12 protein-coding genes are annotated in these 19,296 nt (G+C 66.9%); 6 read left to right on the top strand and 6 right to left on the bottom strand.

The features are described 5' to 3' along the window. Positions 1–5 precede the first annotated feature (5 nt). Together ACL02S_RS03480 and ACL02S_RS03485 are read left to right on the top strand one after the other, a co-directional pair. A complete protein-coding gene (locus ACL02S_RS03480; RefSeq protein WP_412800782.1) occupies positions 6–1,205 on the top strand; it encodes a peptide synthetase in 1,200 nt (399 codons plus the stop codon). Continuing rightward, positions 1,202–3,316, top strand: a complete 2,115-nt coding sequence (locus ACL02S_RS03485; RefSeq protein ID WP_412800783.1) for an MMPL family transporter — start codon at positions 1,202–1,204, stop codon at positions 3,314–3,316. The genes ACL02S_RS03480 and ACL02S_RS03485 overlap by 4 nt, the downstream gene beginning before the upstream one ends. A gap of 25 nt (positions 3,317–3,341) precedes the next feature. On the opposite strand, the gene recD is transcribed toward ACL02S_RS03485, so the two are convergent. The 3 genes from recD to recC form a co-directional block, all read right to left on the bottom strand. Further along, complete coding sequence (gene recD / locus ACL02S_RS03490; protein ID WP_412800784.1) at positions 3,342–5,267, bottom strand: exodeoxyribonuclease V subunit alpha; 1,926 nt, start codon at positions 5,265–5,267, stop codon at positions 3,342–3,344. Beyond that, entirely contained in the window at positions 5,264–8,665 is a 3,402-nt protein-coding gene (locus ACL02S_RS03495) for a UvrD-helicase domain-containing protein (RefSeq protein ID WP_412800785.1), read from the bottom strand. Before ACL02S_RS03495 ends, recD begins: the two co-directional genes overlap by 4 nt. Positions 8,666–8,756: 91 nt before the next feature. Further along, a complete protein-coding gene (gene recC / locus ACL02S_RS03500; RefSeq protein WP_412800786.1) occupies positions 8,757–12,116 on the bottom strand; it encodes an exodeoxyribonuclease V subunit gamma in 3,360 nt (1,119 codons plus the stop codon). Positions 12,117–12,354: 238 nt separating this feature from the next. Between recC and ACL02S_RS03505 the strand changes: the two genes are divergently transcribed. Beyond that, on the top strand, positions 12,355–12,561 hold the full coding sequence (locus ACL02S_RS03505; RefSeq protein WP_412800787.1) for a hypothetical protein: 207 nt from the start codon (positions 12,355–12,357) through the stop codon (positions 12,559–12,561). A 196-nt stretch (positions 12,562–12,757) separates the two neighbouring features. Next, on the top strand, positions 12,758–13,603 hold the full coding sequence (locus ACL02S_RS03510) for a serine hydrolase (RefSeq protein ID WP_412800788.1): 846 nt from the start codon (positions 12,758–12,760) through the stop codon (positions 13,601–13,603). Between the two features lie 51 nt (positions 13,604–13,654). Here ACL02S_RS03510 and ACL02S_RS03515 read toward each other — a convergent pair whose 3' ends face one another. Then, entirely contained in the window at positions 13,655–15,145 is a 1,491-nt protein-coding gene (locus ACL02S_RS03515) for a cytochrome P450 (protein ID WP_412800789.1), read from the bottom strand. A gap of 226 nt (positions 15,146–15,371) precedes the next feature. On the opposite strand from ACL02S_RS03515, the gene ACL02S_RS03520 reads away from it, so the two are divergent. Next, entirely contained in the window at positions 15,372–16,805 is a 1,434-nt protein-coding gene (locus ACL02S_RS03520; RefSeq protein WP_412800790.1) for an NAD(P)/FAD-dependent oxidoreductase, read from the top strand. Between the two features lie 137 nt (positions 16,806–16,942). Next, positions 16,943–17,737 carry a hypothetical protein gene (locus tag ACL02S_RS03525; protein ID WP_412800791.1) on the top strand — a complete coding sequence of 265 codons (795 nt, stop codon included), beginning with the start codon at positions 16,943–16,945 and terminating at the stop codon, positions 17,735–17,737. A 187-nt stretch (positions 17,738–17,924) separates the two neighbouring features. On the opposite strand, the gene ACL02S_RS03530 is transcribed toward ACL02S_RS03525, so the two are convergent. Further along, positions 17,925–18,575 (bottom strand): urease accessory protein UreD, encoded by a 651-nt coding sequence (locus ACL02S_RS03530; RefSeq protein WP_412800792.1) that lies wholly within the window; start codon positions 18,573–18,575, stop codon positions 17,925–17,927. Next, the gene (ureG, locus tag ACL02S_RS03535; RefSeq protein ID WP_412800793.1) at positions 18,565–19,284 is read right to left on the bottom strand and encodes an urease accessory protein UreG; all 720 of its coding nucleotides are present in this window, start codon (positions 19,282–19,284) and stop codon (positions 18,565–18,567) included. Before ureG ends, ACL02S_RS03530 begins: the two co-directional genes overlap by 11 nt. Positions 19,285–19,296: the final 12 nt, after the last annotated feature.

Consider the following 19,296-nt stretch of genomic DNA (forward strand, 5'->3'; position numbering starts at 1 on the left):
GCAGGATGAGTAACGCGACCATCTTCCGCCGGAAGATCACGCCCACCGAACGGCTGTACTTCTCGACGCGGACGGTGACCCCACCCTTCGTCATGCATTTGGCTGTGCACGGCGAGGGCAGTCTGGATCCGGCCACGCTGCAGCGGGCCGTCGATGTGGCCGCGGCGGCCAATCCAGGCACCCGCCTGGTCCGGGACGGTGACGAGTGGGTGGACAGTGGCCTCGCGGCTACGGTGCGCGTGGTACCGGGGTGGTCGCTGAACTACGCCGCATTGGAAGACGATGTGGTGATCAACAGCCCGATCGGTCCGACCCCTGATCGAACCACCGAGGTGCTGCTGTTCACCGGGGAATCGACCACCGTGGTGTTCCGCGCCTTCCACGGCGCGATGGACGGTATGGGGCTGCGGATGTGGGTGGACGACGTATTCCGCGCCTTGCGCGGGTATCCGCCCGTCGGTGCGCCCGATCCGATCGCGGACGCGGAGCTGGTGGCCAGGGTCGGCGCACCGGGTAAACCCACCCTGGTACTGCCGACCAAAAAGGCGCCGACCGGGCGCGGCAGACAGGATCCGACGGCCCCACGCTGGCTGCTGCGCCACCGCACGATCCATGCCACCGGCAAAGGTGTCGTCGCACGAGTGGCGGCGATACTGGCCGCCGAGTCCACCGTGACATCGCGCTTCATGATCCCGGTCGACCTGCGCAGGCACGACCCCGCACTGCGCTCCACCGGCAATCTGGCGCTTCCCCTGTTCCTCGATGTGGCGCCGGGCGAGAACTGGGAAGTGGTCAGCGGCCGGATGCGTGCCGGACTGGAAGCGAAGAGCGAGCTGAACCAGCTGGACAACGGCAAGCTGTCGAAGTTCCCGTCCGGCATGGTACGTGGGGTACTGCGCGCGAGTAATTGGCTCGGTGCCAGGCTGAACCGGAATATGGTTTCGGCCACCGTATCCCATATGGGCAAATTCGATCTCGCGGAAATGGCGGTGCCCGGCTGGACACCGACAACCATGCGCGTGCTACCCCAGCACAGTGGCTCGATGCCGCTGCTGTTCACCATGGTCGAGACCAGCGGCACATTGGAGTTGACCGTCTCCTGCCGCAACGGCGCAGGCATCGAGGCGCGGCTGGAGACGCTGCTCGACCGGATCGCCACACAGCTGGAAGCCGAGCTGGCGCCGCGCGATATGACCGTACGATGACCGCCCTGGCCCGCGTCGTCCTCGCCCGGCCACGCACGGTGCTCGCGGTGGTGGTCGGACTGATGCTGTTATGCGGTGTGCTCGGCGCCGGAGTCGCCGATAAGGTCAGTGCTGCCGGATTCATCGACCCCGGCAGCGAATCGGCGCGGGCGGATCAGCTCGTACGCGATCATCTCGGACCGCAGAACCCCGATATCGTCGTCCGATACACCGTCCCTGAGGGGCAGACACTCGACGATATCGGGCCCCGCGTCCAGGAGTCACTGGCCGGGATCGACCCCGCGCTGTTACAAAAACCGATCGAATCCTATTGGAACAGCGGATTCGGCAGACAAGAGTTTCTGCGCTCGGCCGACGGCCGGTACGCCCTCGCGGTGGTGTTCCTCGCCGGTGACGCCAGCAAGCGCATCAGCGTATACCCCGAGATCGCGCCACAGCTGCGGGTGCCGGGGGTCGAGACCGACTTATCCGGCCTCAGCGCACTGTCCGACGAGATCAACGGGCAGTCCCAGCGCGATCTGATCCGGGCCGAGGCCATTTCGCTGCCATTGACACTGATCATCCTGGTCGTGGTATTCGGAGGGCTGATCGCCGCATCGTTCCCGGTCGCGATCGGAGGGCTGGCGGTGCTCGGGGCGATGGGGGCGATCCGTCTGCTCGCCGAAGTCACCGAGGTGAGTACGTTCGCGGTGAATATCGCCTCGCTGCTCGGACTGGGTATGGCCATCGACTACGGGCTGTTCCTGGTCACCCGGTTCCGTGAGGAGATCGCCGCCGGGCACGACCAGGCATCGGCGATCACACGCACCTATGCGACGGCGGGACGTACCGTCGCGTTCTCCGCACTGCTGCTGATCTGCGCGTTCGCTGGCACGTTCGTTTTCCCGCAGGCGGTACTACGGTCACTCGGCTTCGGTGCGATCATCGCGGTGGCACTGGCCGCCACGCTTTCGCTCACTGTGCTGCCCGCGCTGCTGGCACTGTTCGGCACCCGCATCGGTGCCGCGCGAACCCGTGACCGCACCGAACGGTTCTGGGGTCGAGTGGTCGACTTCGTGCTGCGACGGCCGGGGCTGGTGACCGTGGTCGTCGGCGCGATCCTGCTGGTGTTCGCGGCGCCGCTGACCGGTCTGCGGCTCGGCGACATCGATCACCGGGCGCTGCCCGCCGGTAATGAGATGCGCACGACCGTGGAAGAACTCACCACGCAATTCCCCGCGGCGAGCAGCGGAGTCACCGCTGTGCTGCACGGGGCGGACGGCCCACCGCAGTCGGCCGCGGTCGACGCCACCGTATCGGCCCTGAACGCGGTCGATGGGGTACGGCAGGTAGTGCAGGTGGGTCGCGCAGAGGATTTCGTCGTATTCCACGCCTTCCTGCACGATACCGATCGCAGTGAAGCGGCGACTGCCACGGTGCGCGATATCCGCGCCCTGACTCCCCCGGAAGGCACCGCCCTGTGGATCGGCGGCGATACGGCGGTCACGGCCGATAGTGTGCACTCGATCATCACCGCGATGCCGTGGATGATCCTCGTCATGGTCACCGCGACAGTACTGCTGCTCTCGGTGGCGTTCCGCTCGATCGTATTGCCGCTCAAGGCCGTCTTCCTGGCCTTCCTCAGCCTCGCCGCGACGTTCGGCGTACTCACCTGGATCTTCTGTGGCGGAAATCTGGCCGGAGTGCTCGGCGTCAGCACCGGCCCGATCGCGGCGGGCATGCTTGTGCTGATCATCGCTGTGGTTTTCGGGCTCTCCACCGACTACGAGGTCTTCCTGCTCTCGCGGATGGTCGAGGCACACGACGCGGGGGCCGATACCGCGGAAGCGGTGCGGATAGGCACGGTCAAGACCGCTCGCGTCATCACCGCGGCCGCGACCCTGCTGGTGATCGTCACCGGTGCGTTCACCCTGTCCCCGCTGACACCTATGCGTTTCCTCGGTCTCGGCATGATCATCGCCCTCATCGTGGACGCCACCCTGGTCCGCATGCTCTTGGTTCCCGCGCTGGTTCAGCTGATGGGCCCGGCCAACTGGTGGACTCCGTATCGCCGCCGGGGCAGCCCGGCCCCCGTCGAGCAGGTCAGGGAACATACCCCGGCCACTGCCTGACCGGACGGGATCGCGCGCGATCCCGTCATCGGGGCCCTGACTCTCCTTCCCGGCGGGATAGTCCGCTGGCCCGCAGCACCCGGCGCGCGATACCCGCCCTGATGGACTCCTCGGTTCCGATGATCCGCACGTGACGGCGTGCCCTCGTGATCGCGGTATAGAGCAACTCCCTGGTCAGCAGGGTCGATTCCGGCTCGGGCAAGACCACCGATACGGTGTCGTACTGGCTGCCCTGGCTGCGGTGGATGGTCATGGCGAAGACGGTGACCACCGCCGGGAACTGAGTGGGATGCACCAGATAGGGTTCGCGGCCGCGGTGCAATGCCACCCGCAGCGAACCGTCGGGTAAGCGCACGACGACACCGGTATCACCGTTGTAGACGCGCGCCTCGTGATCGTTCGCGGTGACCAGCAGCGGCTGGCCCGGATACCACGGCGCCTGCTGCGGGTCGACGCCCGCGCCCCCCGCGACCGCCCACTCCGCGGCCATCCGATCCCAGCGCTCGACACCGAAGGGACCGCGTCGGTGCGCGCACAACAACCGGTGGGATTCGAGTGCGCTGAGCGCACCCGTCGCATCGCCCTCGAACGCCGCCGCGCTCACCGCGTTCGCGGCTCGCACGATATCGGCGCGCACCGCGGCCAGGTCATCGGGCATACACAAGGACACTTCCGCACCACCGGCACGCAATAACGCGAGCGCGGCATCCGCGTCACCCGCCCGCACCGCGACCGCAAGTTCCGCGATCCGGCCGCCGAATCTGCGGCCGCGGGTCAGCCGCACGATACCGCCCCGCAGCCGGATCCGCTCCTGCGCGGTCAGTTCCCCCGCCGGGTCCTCCGCTGCCGCGGTGGTATCCGGAGCCGCGGTGGTACCAGGAGCGATGACCTGATCCAGTACCGGATTCGGGGTGGTGGCGATCGGGCCTGCGACCAGGTCGGCCAGCACGGCACCGGCGTCGACCGACGCCAGCTGATCGGGGTCACCGACCAGGATGAGCCTGGTATCCGGGCGCAATGCGGCCAGTAGTCTGCTCATCAGCGTCAACGAGACCATCGACGTCTCGTCGATGACGATCACGTCATAGGGCAGCCGATTGTGCTCGTGATACATGAACCGAGTGCTGCGGCCGCGTTGCCAGCCGAGCAACCGATGCAGGGTGGCGGCGGTGAGCTCGGGCAATTCGAGTGAATCGGCCTGTTCACGCACGGCTTCTTGCAGCCGTGCGGCCGCTTTGCCGGTCGGGGCGGCCAGCGCGATGCGTAACGCGGGCAGCTTGGGCTCCGCCGCGCGGTGCGCGAGCAACAACGCGATGATCCGCGCGATGGTGTGGGTCTTACCAGTGCCAGGCCCACCCGCCACCACGGTGGTCCAGTGCGTCGCGGCGAGCGCGGCCGCCAAACGCTGGCGGTCCTGCGCCGCCCCGGCCTCGGTGCCGAACAATCGGTCCAGTTCGCGGCGCACGAGCTGTGGCTCGACCGCCGGATGGTGCGCCGACCGCTCGGTGAGCACCCGCCGGATGGTTCGTTCCTGCTGGTAGTACCGATCCAAATAGAGCAGCGGACCGAAGTCGCCCCGGCTCCGGGATTCCACCAACCGCAGCGGCCGCAGTGGTCCCGCCGGTCCCCCACACACCAGCGGGCTGATCCGCAGCGCGGCGATCACCGCCGCGATATCCGGCCATGGCAGCGTCGCCGGATCGATGCCCGTATCCCAGGTTTCGTCGGCGTCGAGCCCGATCTCCCGCATCCGGGCCAACTCAAGGCACACCGAGCCGGAGCGCACGGCGCGCACGGCCAGCGCCGCGGCGAACAGCACCTGTTCGGACGGCTCCCGGCCCAGCTTGCCAAGCCGGAGCGCGACATGCACATCGGCGGCCGACAGCACCCCTGCCTCGTTGAACGTCCGCAACAGTCCGGTGCCACGCTGCGCCACTTGAATCGAAGTCACTGCCCGGCCTCCTCCCCTGCCAAAAGCGCCGAGAGCGCGACGACCAGTTCGGCGGGGGGATACCAGTCGAAAACACCGCACCCCGCCGGGGTCTCCGGTCCGATCATGCCGCGCACGAACAGGTACCGTACGCCGCCGAGGTCGTCCGCCGGATCGTAGCCGGGCAATCGCCAACGCAGATAGCGGTGCAGCGCGACGGAATACAGTAGCGCCTGCAACGGATAGTGGGAACGCCCCATCTCGGCGGCCATACGGTCGCGGGTGTAGTGCGCGACAGTGAGGTCGCCGGTGCCGAGCCGGTTGGTCTTGTAGTCGACGACGACGTACCGCGTGGTCGCGCCCGCACTGACACGCAGTACCGCGTCGATGCTTCCGGTGAGATAACCGCGCAGCGGGATGTCCGGCAACGCCTCCAGCTGGTCGGCATAGCCGGACAGGTCATCGTCCGCCGGAAGGTGGGTACGCAACAGATCGGCGATCTTCCGGACTGTCGCCGCGGTGGCGCCGGTCCGGTCACCGCCGGCCAGTGGCAGTTCGAACTCGAGCTCGGTGAGCCGGTCCTTGGCGGCGATATCGGCCAGGCAACCGTGCTCCAGCGGTGTCCGCAACACCGCGAGCACTGCGGGGGCGAGCTGATCGGGGTCCACCTCCACCATCTGCTCGGCCACCGTCTCGCGACACCGATCGCGCACCTCGGCGGCCAGATCCGCCCGGTCGGTGTCGATCCGTTCCAGGACACCGTGCACGAGAGTGCCGAACTGCGCGCCGTAGGGCAATCCGTTCATCAAGGAAGCGGCGCCCGGCTGGTCCGGCTCGGCCCGGCCGACAAGTGGTGTGTCCGTCGGCTCGTCACCAAGCTGCCCGGCGTGCTCCGGTGCGCTGTCGGCCACCGGCCCGGCCGGTCCGTGCCCTGCCGCGGTCAGCGCCGAGTACGAGGTACGCCGCCAATGCTGATCCGGAACCCGATCGAACCGCGCGGCGGCCAGCGCACCGAGCGGGGGCTCGGCGCGTACCCGCCGGAGCGCACCGGAACCCGCCCCAGCGACCGCTGTCACCGAAATCGCCTGCCCCGCATCGGCGGCCCAGTCCGACAGGGTCGATAGGGCGACCGCGTCCACGGGTACGGCGGCGCGCGCGGCGACCTCGGCACCGCGCGCGGTTCGCCCGAAGATCATCCGGTGCAGCGGGGCGGCCGCGGTAGTGATCGCCGGCGCCCACCACGCGACGACCTGGCACCGGGCCCGAGTCAGCGCCACGTACAACAGCCGCAACTCTTCCCCGGCTTCCTCGGCCTCACTGCGCGCCCTGCGTTCGGCATACCCAGGGGCATCCGGACCACCGACATCCAGCACCCGCGCGCCGTCTTCGGCATGCAACAGCAGCGTCGCCGGATAGGGGTTCTTGGCGCTGTCCCACGCGAAGGGCACGTAGACGACCGGGAATTCCAGCCCTTTGCTGGCGTGTACCGTCGCGATCTGCACCGCGGTGTCGTCCCGGTCCAGTCTGCGGCTGCGATCGGCGACGACACCGGAAGCCGGATCACGCACTCGGTCGGCCAGCCATCGGGTCAACGCGGTCAGACCGAGTCCCTCGGTGCTCGCGACCTGATCGAGCAGCTGTGCGATATGCCGCAGATCGGTGAGTCTGCGCTCACCCTGTTCTTCGGCGAGCAGTCGCTGGGCCACCTGCGCTTCGGCGGCGATCTTCTCGAAGACAGCGGCGAAACCCGCGCGGGTGAACAGTCGCGCGGCCTCTCGTAGCTGGGCGCTGATCCGCCCGACCAGATCGGCTCCTTCCTTGTCGATCTCGGCCGCGGTGACACCGAACAGCGGCGTAGTCGCGGCCAGCCGCACCCGGTCGCCGCGGTGTGGTTGTTCCAGCGCCCGCAGTACCCACAGCCAGTCGACCGCGCTCGTGGTGGCGAAGACACTGGTACCGCCTGCGAGCACCGAACCGATGCCGATACGGTCCAGTGCGGCACGCACCACATCGATCTGGGAACGAGTCCGCACCAGCACCGCGATATCGCCGGGCTCGATCGGCCTGCGCACCGTCTCGACGGGTGCTGTCATACCCGGATCTCTTCCGGTGCCAACGGGTTCGGCATGCACATCGAGCAATACACCGGACTCGAGCAGGTCGGCGATATCAGCGGCCAGGTCGGCGGCGACCTCGGCACGCATACGGCCGACAGCCGGGAAACCTGATTTGTTCAACGGTCCGGCACCGGTGCGCGGCAGGCACCTGATCCGCATCGGAGTGGTCAGCTCCTCGGGTCCGGACAACCGCGACCAGGATCTGGTCGCGGTGACCGGTCGCACGCGGATGTCCTTGTGTCCCAACACCGCTCCGCCATGCAGGTGGTCCAGCGCGGCAAGCAGCCCCGCGTCACTGCGCCAGTTGGTGGTGAGCTCTTCCCTGGTATCCGCGTGCGCGACCGCGTCGAGATAGCTGAGTACTTCGGCACCGCGGAAGGCATAGATCGCCTGCTTGGGATCACCGACCAGGACCACGGTGACATGTCCGTGGAAGGACCTGCGCAGGATCTCCCATTGCAAGGGATCGGTGTCCTGGAACTCGTCGACCAGAGCGACCCGGTAACGCGCCCTGACCCGGCGGCGCGCGCGCTCCCCGTGTTCCTGGTCGGTGAGGACCTCGTGCAACAGACTCAGCAAATCGTCGAAATCACGCAGTCCGGCCAGCCGTTTCCTGCGTTCGGTCTCCGCGCGGACCGCATGCGCGAACGCGGTCCGCTCGCCCGCACCGGATTCGCGATCGGGCATAAGCACCGCATGCCGGTCCCGCACCGCGGCCGACGCCAGCATACGGGCCTCTTTCAGCGTGAACGGAGGTTCGGTGCGGGCATAGCGGTGCAGATACAGATCGTCGACGACGGTGTCGACGAGATCGTCGACCGTCTCCACCAGCCGAGTGCCCGGATCGTATTCACCCGCGAATCCGAGCTCGTCGAGCATGCGTTGACAGAAACTGTGCGTGGTGGCGATGGTGCCAGCGTCGAAATCCGAGAGCGCGGTCAACAACCGCTGCCGCCGCCGCTGTATCTCACCCACATCGGCCTGCGCCAGATGCCGGACCACGCTGTCGGCGTGTGCGCGCGCCGCATCCGGGTCGGCCAATCCGGCCGCGACGGAGACGAACCGGGCACGAGCGCGTTCCCGTAGTTCCCGGCTCGCCGCTCGGCTGAATGTCACCAACAACAGTTGCGAGACATCGATACCGGCCTCGGCGACATATCGCACAGCAAGCCCGACGATGGCATGTGTCTTGCCGGTGCCCGCACTGGCCTCCAGCACGGTCGTCCCGGTCGGTAACGGCCCGTGCAACTCGAAGGCGGTGGCGGATACCGGCGCGGCAAGGATAGTTTCGGGAACGGTCACGTGGGTCTCCCTCCTCCGCGGCCGGACAGCACCCGCTCCGCGGACAGCACGAGCGCGGAAGCGAGCGGCCGCACAGCTACTCCGATACCGATCACGACTGCCCCTGATTCTCCGCGGCGAGCAGCGGATACCACATGCGCCGGGCCAGCGCCCCGAAACGGGTGGTCTCCTCCCGCTCGCCCGCGGCAGCCGGTGCGGCCATGAACTCGTCGAGTCGCGGCGCCGGACCCCAGACATAACGCAGGTGGCGGTCGGTGTGATCGCCGAAGGGGCCAGGACCGTTCTGGCCGCCGTTGAATTCCCGCTCCGCCGCGGCAATCGCGTCGTCGACACTCGCCCCGCGAAAACGCCGTTCGGCATATACCGCGGAAGCCGTCGGCGCGATCGGCAGCGGTTCGGTCAGTCCCGTGTCCCGTATCGCGACCAGCGCACGCAGAATGTCCTTTGCTCGCGGCGCCTCGGGCGCGGTGAGCGCACACCGCCATACCGGACGGCCGAATCGGCCGCGTCCGGTACTCACCGCGCGCCAGGACCTGTCCTCGGTCGCGGCGAGGGCGAGCAAGGAAATCCAGGTGCCCATGCGATGTTTCGGAGCGAGCCGGGAAAAGGTAGTACGGACCAAGGTTTCGCCGCGCACCTGCGACACTGTGCCGATAAGCCTGCGCCGGTCACCCAGATCCACCGCGATGTCCACCTCGCGGGCCACACCCGTATAGTCCGCCTGCGCGGCACGTACCAATCGGTCAACGGTGTGCTCGACCTCATCGAGCACAGCGGCACCGAAACCGAAGGGCGGCAATGTGCCTCGGCGCCATTCCGCCGCCCGCAGTCCCGCCGGATCCGCTCCGGTCAGACGAGCCGCGAGGAAACGCTCGCCCAGTTCCCATTTGGCCAGCCCGTCGAGCTCGATGGGCAACCTGTTGTCGATATCTTCCTCGTGCTCGGGAACCCGCAGACCGAGACGCTGCCACAAGAAACCGCGTATCGGGTGCTCGGCGAACGAGATCAGTTCGGCGAGTGCCACATCCGTCGTCTCCGCGGCGGGCAGCGGGGTGGAGAGGAACGCCGCGGGCGGCTGCGCTTGCCTACTGGTCGCACGGGCGCCTGCCAGGGCCACGGCATCGAAACTGAATGGCCGCTCGACCCGGAAATTACCTGGGTCGAAAGCCTGCAGCGGATGCCGGGTGACCACCGCGCCCATCGCCTGGGCCCCGACGTAGGCCCGCAACACATCCAGTAGCTCAGCGACCGGGATGGCAGGCGGGCGCTGCGCACCGCTCACCGGATCCGCACCGGTGTACAACACCAGCAGGGTGTCGCTCGCCGCGAGGATCGCCTCCAGCAGTAACTGCCGGTCGGTACCGCGCGGATCCCATTCACCGGGAAGCGGTTCCCTGACCAGCACATTGTCGCCCTCCGCGACAGTGGCGCGGGGGAACACATCGTCGTCGAGACCGAGCAGCACCACGACCCGATGGGGCACCGAGCGCATCGGCGTCATCGCGCATACCGTCAGGTCCCCGGTGCGGAAATTGGCCCTGGCCGGGCGGGCGGCCAATCGGGTCCGCAGCAACACCCCGATATCGGTCAGCCGCAACAACACCTCGTCCGCATGCTCGGTGGCGGCGGCGAGCTCCTGTCCGGCCTCGGTACGTAGCCATGCCTGAGTGTCCGGCACCTCGGTGAGCAAGTCGAGTATCCGGCCCAGCACCTCCGCCCACTCGTGCGCGGGCCTCGGCCCGCGCAGATCGCGTAAGCACACCGCGAGCCGATCGACGAATTCGGCGAAACGCCCGGCCAAGTCGACATCGTTACTGTCCACATCATCCAGTGGCAGCACGAGATCCAGCCAGTCATCGGAGGTTTCGCCCGCGGTAACACCGAGCAGGATCCGGTCCACCGCGCTGTTGAGTGTGTTCTGCGCGAAATCGGCCAACCCGAACGCCTGCCGCTGCCGCTGCCCGATACCCCACCGTGCGCCTGATTCCACCGCCCATTCTCGCAACCGCTCGATATCGTCGTCATCGAAACCGCACCGGCGCCGGACGACGTCGATGGCCGCGATATCGAGCACCTGAGTCACGCTCACCCGCCCATCGGCCAACTCCAGCAGCACCTGGACCACCATGAGCAGTGGATTGGTCACTCCGCGCCCACGATCGGCCACCCGTACCCGCAGCCGATGCGCCGGATGCACCGGATCTCCTTGTTCCACTGGAGCATGCTGTTCGAAGGCCGCCCGCACCAGCGGCACATAGGTCTCCACCTCCGGACACATGATCAGCACATCGCGCGGCTGGAGCGTGGCATCGGCGGCGAACAGCCCGAGCAGGCATTCCCGCAGCACCTCGACCTGCCGTGCGGGACCGTGACACGCATGCGCCTGCACCGTGCCGTCGGCACCGGCCACCCCGGCCACCGGTGGCCATCGATCGTCCCTGATGCCCGTCTGCACCGCCCGCAGCAAGGTCGGAGACGAATCCGCTTCCCTGGCTTCGTCCCCCTGCGACGTCACGAGGGCGGGATAGTAGGTGTCGGAACCGGCGTCGGGCGCTACCAGCTGCTGAAGTTCCCTGACCTCGCGAGACAGGCCGGTCAGAAGCGGATGCGATACCAGCGTGGCACTGCGGTCCTCGGCGCGCGAATGCGCTCCCGGTACCTCGGCCGAACGCGACCACAGCACCGGGCTCGGATGCGGAAGCCACAGATGGACCTCCCTGACAGCGGCCAGCGCGGACAGGATGGCACGCTGGTCGCCGGACAGCCGGGTTATCCCGAACAGCGATAACCGTGCGGGCAATGCCACCAGATCCGGTTGTGCGCGCAACCGCGCACAGGCCGCGTCCAATCGTTCGGCCGGGCTCGGCGCTGCGATCTCGGCACGGAGCCTACGCCACAGTGTCGGCTGCCAGAGCAGATCATCGGGTATCGCCTTACCCGTGCCATCGGTGTCGAGGCCCGCTGCCCACTCCGTGATCAGCGCCGGACGCTGAACGCCATAGTTCTCGAACAACGCGGCCACCCGAGCCGCAGTCGCATAACGCCTGCCGACACGATCCGCACGACCGTCACGGTGCTGCGCGTCGAGATGTCTGGCCAGTACCGCACACCAAGGCTCGGCCACTGCCGCGTCGATAACCCGCAATAACGTCCACACCACACGTTGCGCGGACCACGGGTCCGCGTCGGGCGCCACATCGCTCGCCGCGGCAAGCACCTCGGTGACCAGTGCGGCAGGCGAAGGAAACGCGATATTCGCGCAGACACCGTCCGCCGCGTGACCCGCTCCGAGCACCGCCGAGAGTGTCTGCGCCAGCCAACGCTCCACGCCTTTCGCCTGCACCGCGACCACCTCGACAGCGAACGGGTCTTCCAGCGGTGTCGCCAACATCCCGGCGAGAGCCTCGGCAAGCACGTCGGCACGCTCGGCACGGTGGATGTGCAGCGGCATCTACACCCTTTCGGTCGATGGTGTCGGGCTGCGCCGACCACGGACTTCGTGCACGTTTATACGCTCGACACCCGAAACGCGTCCGCACCACCCCACCCGAGAAAGAACACGAAGAGTGAAATAGAGCACATGAGAACGGTTTACTCCGCCGTGTCACGCGGGCCGCGTCCGGACGGTGTGCGACAGTGCAACACCGGGGAGGAACGAAAGAGCTTTACCGAAAGGCTGGTTCGCGTTCATGGATGCGATAGTGATTCCCCTGGTTCCGAGAGGCGGATTCACAGTCCGCCGGGTCGGCGAGTGCTGGGAGCTCGTCAACTCACGACACTACGGGCGCACCGTCGTCCTGCAATCCTGGCCAAGGGAACGGCACGGCGAGGCGTTCGAGCACTGCTATCGTCTCAATGGACGTACCGTCGAAGAACTGCGCGCCGCGTTCCGCTGACCGGCGGGTCTCACCGATAGGAAGGGACACCGACCGGAAGAGACCACCGCAGGGCATCCGAAACTGCTGCGACACAGGCTCACACACTGCTCTAGCACAATACCGAGCCGAGCTCAAGACGTGCGTCCGGATCTATGATGTGCAATCGTAATTCCTCGTGCGTTCCCCGTTCCCGGCCAACCGAACTATTGCTCGCGTGGCCGCCTCCGCCTGTGTCCTCGCCACTGCGGCAATCCTCGCTCCGAGCTCACCCGCCGTGCTCCCGGTCGCTGGGGCTACGCCGCTCGTGCATACCCAGGGATGTCTGCCCGGCTTCGATTGCGATATGAGCAGGCGCATCGCCGCGGTCGACGACTATCTCGACAGCCGCCCCGGCGTGACCGGCTACGTCTTACGCGACCGGGTGTCCGGCGGGATCTACGCCAATGCCAACGCCGAGAACCTGGTCTGGACCGCGTCGACGATCAAGCTCGCGATTGCCGCTGATCTGCTGAACCGGGCCAGGGTCGGCGCGATCACCTTATCGGCCGATGACCGCGGTCTGATGGAAGCGATGCTGGCAACCTCGAACGACGCTGCCGCGGATCTGCTCTGGACGAAGTACGCGGGTATCGACCGGATGGCATTCAACAATGCCTTTCGTGCCAATGGGATGACCTCCCTGGTACCGCAGCCGACCAACACCGCCCTGTACCCGGATTGGTCGTTCCAGAAATGCACCCCCGCCGACCTCGACCGGCTGATGGACCACATCCTCAACCGGATGCACCCCGACGATCGCGAGTACCTGCTCGGCCGGATGCGCGCGGTGGACTCCAACCAGCACTGGGGTGTATGGGGCGCGGGATCGCGGATGCGCCCCGGCTTGAAGAACGGCTGGTCTGCCGAACAGGACGGCTGGGTGGTCAACTCGGTCGGCTTCGCCGGGCCGGGCGAACGATACACCCTGGCCATCATGAGCGCATTGGGAACCGAGGGCGGTTACCCCGAGGGCGCCGAGACCGATACCGAGATCGCGGAAATGCTTCTCGCCGGCCGCTGAGGCCCCCGTTGGAAGGGGGCCGTTGGAAGGGGGGCGGTCGCGCTTCTTCCCTCAGCCTGCCGAACGCCTGAGCAGTGTCATGGGCGCACCGTCCCTCGGGTAGGGAATCGTACTGAATCCCCAAGGCATTCGGTACGATTCCGGGATTCGCCACTCGTACTCACGAACCAGAGCGGCGATCACCGTCTTCACCTCGAATGTGCCGAAGTGCATTCCGATGCACTTGTGCGCACCCGCGCCGAACGGCATCCACGCCAGCCGATGCGACTTGTCTTCGTGGCGCTGCTCGCTGAACCGCTCGGGATCGAATCGCTCAGGCTGGGTCCACAGTTCCGGTAACAGATGATTGACCTGGTAAGCGAGATCGACCTGAGTACCAGCCGGAATATAGTGGCCTGCGATCTCGGTGTCCCGCACAGCGCGCCGCGACAACCCCGGTACCGGAGGCATCAGCCGCAGGCTCTCCTTGACCACCAGCCCGAGATCACTCAGCCCGTCCAGGTCCGCGATAGTCGGCGGGGTATCGCCGAGCCGTTCGTCCATGGTTGCTACCTCGGCCCGTACCCGCTGTTGCCATTCCGGGTGTTTGCCCAGATAGTAGGCGGCCGCGGTGGCCGTCGTGGTAGTGGTGTCGTGCGCGGCGAGCATCAGGAAGATCATATGGTTCACCACGTCCACGTCCCCGAAGACGCCGCCGTCTTCGCTGCGCGCATGACATAGCCCGGAGAAGAAGTCCGCCGAATCGCCGCGCCGCTTCTCCGGCAGCATCATGGTGAAGTACTCCTCGAGTACTTTCCTGCCCTGCATCCCGGCCCGCCAGCTGCCGCCTGGCACCGGATGCCGGATGATCGACAGCCCCGCGTGCGAACAGTCGACGAATGCGTCGATGAGCTTGCTGCGCTGTGAGCCGACATCGATACCCATGAAACTTTCGCCCGCGATATCGAGAGCCAGCTCTTTGATCGTCGGGAACAGCGGCACCGTATTGCCGGTAGCGCCTGGTGGCACCCAGCCCTCGATACCGGCACGCACCATCGGAGTCAGCGCAGCCAAATGCGCCTCCAACCGCTCCCTGGTGAACGCCTGCTGCATGATCCTGCGATGGAATTTGTGCTCCTCGAATTCCAGCAGCAGCAATCCACGACGGAAGAACGGGCCGATGAGGTAGTCCCAACCCTGGCCGAAATCGCGGCGCCTGCGACCGAGTACCTCGTCGACCGCGTCCGGACCGGCGACCAGCACTCGGTCCAGACCGAATGTGGTGTTCAGCGAGACCGGTCCGTACCTGCGGTAGCGTTCCATCATCTCGGCAGGCCCCCAACGCATGTAGTGCAATGCCCTGCCGAGATAGGGCAATCCGCTGTCGCCACGCACCGGGACGGTGTCGCTGCCTCGCGGCGGGGTGGCCAGCACCCGGCGGCGTTCCGGCAGCAATCCAAGTGCCCGATCGAGCAAATGCTCATGCGGGGGCTGGATCAGCGTAATATTCTCGGACTCGGTCTGCGTCGGCTCGGAGCCGACCGCACGGTCAATAGCGACCATGGAGAACCTCCCTGAACGACAATCCCAGCATAGGCTCTTCAGTACATTCGGTCAGCCGAGGCGCCATGACGACCCTCCGCCCGGTACTCCCAGGTCGCGGCGAGATCACACTGCGCATTTCCGGAAAAGGGGATCTCGTCGTGACGATCCACTGCGCGGCGGCTACGGTTGGGCGTGTCAAGAACCGTCGTCGAGACGGCCCCGAGGTCCATCGAGGAGCAGGATGATGAGCACTCAGACTGTCGATAACGGTCGTCACCGGGTGGTGGTGATCGGCTCGGGATTCGGCGGCCTGTTCGGCACCAAACATCTCAAGCGCGCCGATGTCGATGTCACACTGATCTCCAAGACCTCGACTCATCTGTTCCAGCCACTGCTCTATCAGGTGGCGACCGGTATCCTGTCTGTCGGTGAGATCGCCCCCGCCACCCGGCTGGTACTGCGTAAGCAGAAGAACGCGCATGTACTGCTCGGCGAGGTCACCGATATCGACCTGGGCAACCAGACCGTGACCTCGCGCCTGCTCGACCAGGACACCGTCACCCCGTTCGACAGCCTGATCGTCGCGACCGGCGCCCAGCAGTCCTACTTCGGCAACAATCATTTCGCCACCTACGCGCCCGGTATGAAGACCATCGACGACGCACTCGAGTTGCGTGGGCGGATCCTCGGAGCGTTCGAGCAGGCCGAGCTGGCGGCCACCCAGGAGGAGCGCGATCGCCTGTTGACCTTCGTCATCGTCGGAGCGGGTCCGACGGGTGTCGAGCTTGCGGGGCAGATCGCCGAGCTCTCCGACCGTACCCTGGAGGGCACCTTCCACAATATCGATCCGCGCGACGCTCGCGTCGTGCTGATCGAGGGCGCGGACGCGGTGCTCGCACCGATGGGACCGAAGCTCGGCGGCAAGGCCCAACGGCGGCTGGAGAAGATGGGCGTGGAGATCCAGCTCAACGCCATGGTGATCGATGTCGACGCGTTCGGGGTCACGGTGAAGGACTCCGACGGCACGACCCGCCGCATCGAATCCTCGTGCAAGGTCTGGTCGGCCGGTGTCCAGGCCAGCCCGCTCGGCGCAATGCTCGCCGAGCAGTCCGATGGCACCGAAGTCGACCGGGCGGGCCGAGTCGTGGTCGAACCGGATCTGACCGTCAAGGGCCACCCGAATGTCTTCGTGGTCGGCGACCTGATGTCGGTGCCGGATGTGCCTGGGCAGGCGCAGGGCGCCATCCAGGGCGCGACCTATGCCGCCAAGCAGATCAAAGCGGGGCTGGCCGGGCAGGCACCGCAGGACCGCAAGCCGTTCAAGTACTTCAACAAGGGCAGCATGGCCACGATCTCGCGCTTCAGCGCCGTGTGCCAGGTGGGCAAACTAGAATTCGGCGGGTTCATCGCGTGGCTCGCCTGGTTGGCACTGCACTTGTACTACCTGGTCGGCTATCGCAGCCGGATCATCACCGTCATCCAGTGGTTCGTCACCTTCCTCGGCCGCAGCCGTGGCCAGATGGCGGCCACCGAGCAGTGGGTATTCGCCCGACTTGCCTTGGAGGCCATCAGTACCGGCGATGACGAAGACGCCGAACAACTGGCCACCGCGCTCGGTGCCGCCAGCAACAGCCGAGTCGCCGTGGACAAGATTGTCACCGACGCAAAAGCCGGCTGAGCCTACGTCAGCTGAACCAGATCAGCAAGTACTCAGCTATTTCAAATCGGAGTGTCGCAACGCGCTCGACCAATCCAGGTCGCCAATAGATCCGAATGTGAGGCGTCGGAGTCTCCCTTCCTGATGAAAGGTGATCTATGGCAACGGGTAAGCACAGAGCACCCACACTGCGGCGCCTGCGAATGGGCCCGATCGTCGCGGCGGGAACGGTTCCCCTGGTCCTGGCGCTGATGGCGGCAGGCACCGCGCACGCAGAGGCTGGTCCGCCCGCCTCGGCGCCCCAAGCAGCGGCACCCCAGACCGAACAGACCGATCAGGCCGTGCAGTGGCCCGCCGCCGAGGCACCCAATGTCCGTCCGTACCGGGGGCCGCAGATCCCGGAGGACACGCTGAGCTCGCTGTTGTGGGCACGGCCGATACCGGAGCCGGAGTACCTCGCCCCGTTGGAGATACTGCACGCACCCGCCCCGGTCGACCCGGTGCCGCCGATCGCACCCCCACCCGGAAAATTGCGTTTCGGTGATGTACAGGTCGACGCGCCGGACTGGCTCTACCGAGAACAGGCGATCCAGCTCAACGACGGCGCCGCGCAAGCGGAAGCGGAGCTGGCGACATTTCTCGATTCCGTGGGGATGGAGCGCACCAGATCCGACCGGGTCGCAAGCCAGACCATCGGGGCCGCCGCGATCGGCGCCGCGGCAGGTGCGGCGGTGGCCAGTCCGTTCGCGCTGATCGGCGCTGCCGCCGGGGGTGCGCTCGGCCTGGCCATAGGCCTGCCGTTCGCGCCGATCGGTCTGGCAGCGGGCCCGATCGGCGCCGCCTACGGTGCGGCGCTCATGGCCGTCCCCCTAACCGCCATCGGCGCGGGTGTCGGGGCGACCCTCGGTGCGGCGCACGCCCTCAGCGCACCGCCGCAGACAATCAGCGACTGACCTGACGTGGATGCGCCGCGGGGTGGGCGGCCGGGGAGAAACAGGTACCGGACGCCCACCTCGCCACCGGCACGCTCCGGCGTGTCGGTGCTCCTCACCCCGGGGCGATCTCTTCGGATGACAACTTCTCAGCTATCTCCAGCCGAACGGAGCTCCCGGTCCCGATGGATACGCGGGCCAAGCCGGATCAAGCGGCAAGCAACGATCCGGTGCGGGTGAACAAACTCCCGCCAGCCGCCAGCGGTAACCGGGCCTGGGTCAATCCTGTTGCCGCGACCGGGCGTTCATCGGGATAGACGAGTTCGCTCTCCAGTGCGCGGGCAGCGGCCAGCGCATCGTCGGCAGCCGTATCGGCGCCCAGTTCCAGGCGATGCCGCAACAAGGGCGTATCACCGACATCGGCGATCAGGTCTCCGCGCCACCGACCACCGTCCTCATCGGCCCGGCCGATCTGGACACGTTCGCGGAGGCGCAGCCTGGCATCGGATGCCAGCCGGATCGTGGTGACCGTATGGTGGCACGCTCCGCCCGCGACGATCATCGGCTCGGGATCGAAATCCAGCACTCCCCCACTACCTACCTCGAAATGCCAGCGCCCGAACGAAAGCGACGTCGCGGTACCGGGCAGGGCGAGGGTTGCCGCGACCGAGCGCACCACCAGTTCGGCGCCCGGTTCGACCCGCACGACAACGTCGAACTCGTCACCGCCGAGTGGTGTGGCGGCCGTACCGATGAGATGGACCGCGTGCGGGCCGGTCCGGCGGGCCGACAACCCGCCACAAGCATGGATCTCCGGAAGTGCCGCGGTGGTGGCGACTATCCGTAACTCAGTGCGCAACAGCGGATTCGCCTGTGGCTGTCCGGTCCTGCTCGGCCGACAGACGCAGTTGTTCGCGCACCCAGGCCAGCACCGACGTCGCCGCGGGATCCTCGGTAAGTGAGATCAGTACCGTCGGCCGGTCGCCCCGTACCCGTGCCGCGTCACGTTCCATCACACCGAGATCCGCACCGACCAGCGGGGCGAGATCGGTTTTGTTGACCACGAGCAGATCCGAGAAGGTCACGCCGGGACCGCCTTTACGCGGCACTTTGTCACCCCCGGCCACATCGACGACGAAGATCTGCACATCGATCAGGCCGGAGGAGAAGGTCGCGGTGAGATTGTCGCCGCCGGATTCGACCAAGATCAGGTCCAACGGCGGGTTCGCCGCGACCAGGTCGTCGATGGCGTCGAGGTTGGCGGTGATGTCATCGCGGATAGCGGTATGCGGACAACCGCCGGTCTGCACAGCGGTGATCCGCTCGTCCGGCAACACCGCGTGCCTGCGCAAGAAGTCCGCGTCCTCGGTGGTGTAGATGTCATTGGTCAGCACTGCCAGCGACAACTCCGTACGCAGTTGCCTGCACAGGGCGGCCACCAACGCGGTCTTACCCGATCCGACCGGCCCACCGATGCCGATGCGCAAGGGCTCGCCGGGCGTACGAGTCCGCTTGGGCCGGTCGTGGCTGTGGTCATGTGGTTCACCGTCGAGCAGATGCGGGGGCATAGGGCGATTCTC

The sequence above is a fragment of the Nocardia spongicola genome, from assembly GCF_047200775.1.
Classification (GTDB): Bacteria; Actinomycetota; Actinomycetes; order Mycobacteriales; family Mycobacteriaceae; genus Nocardia.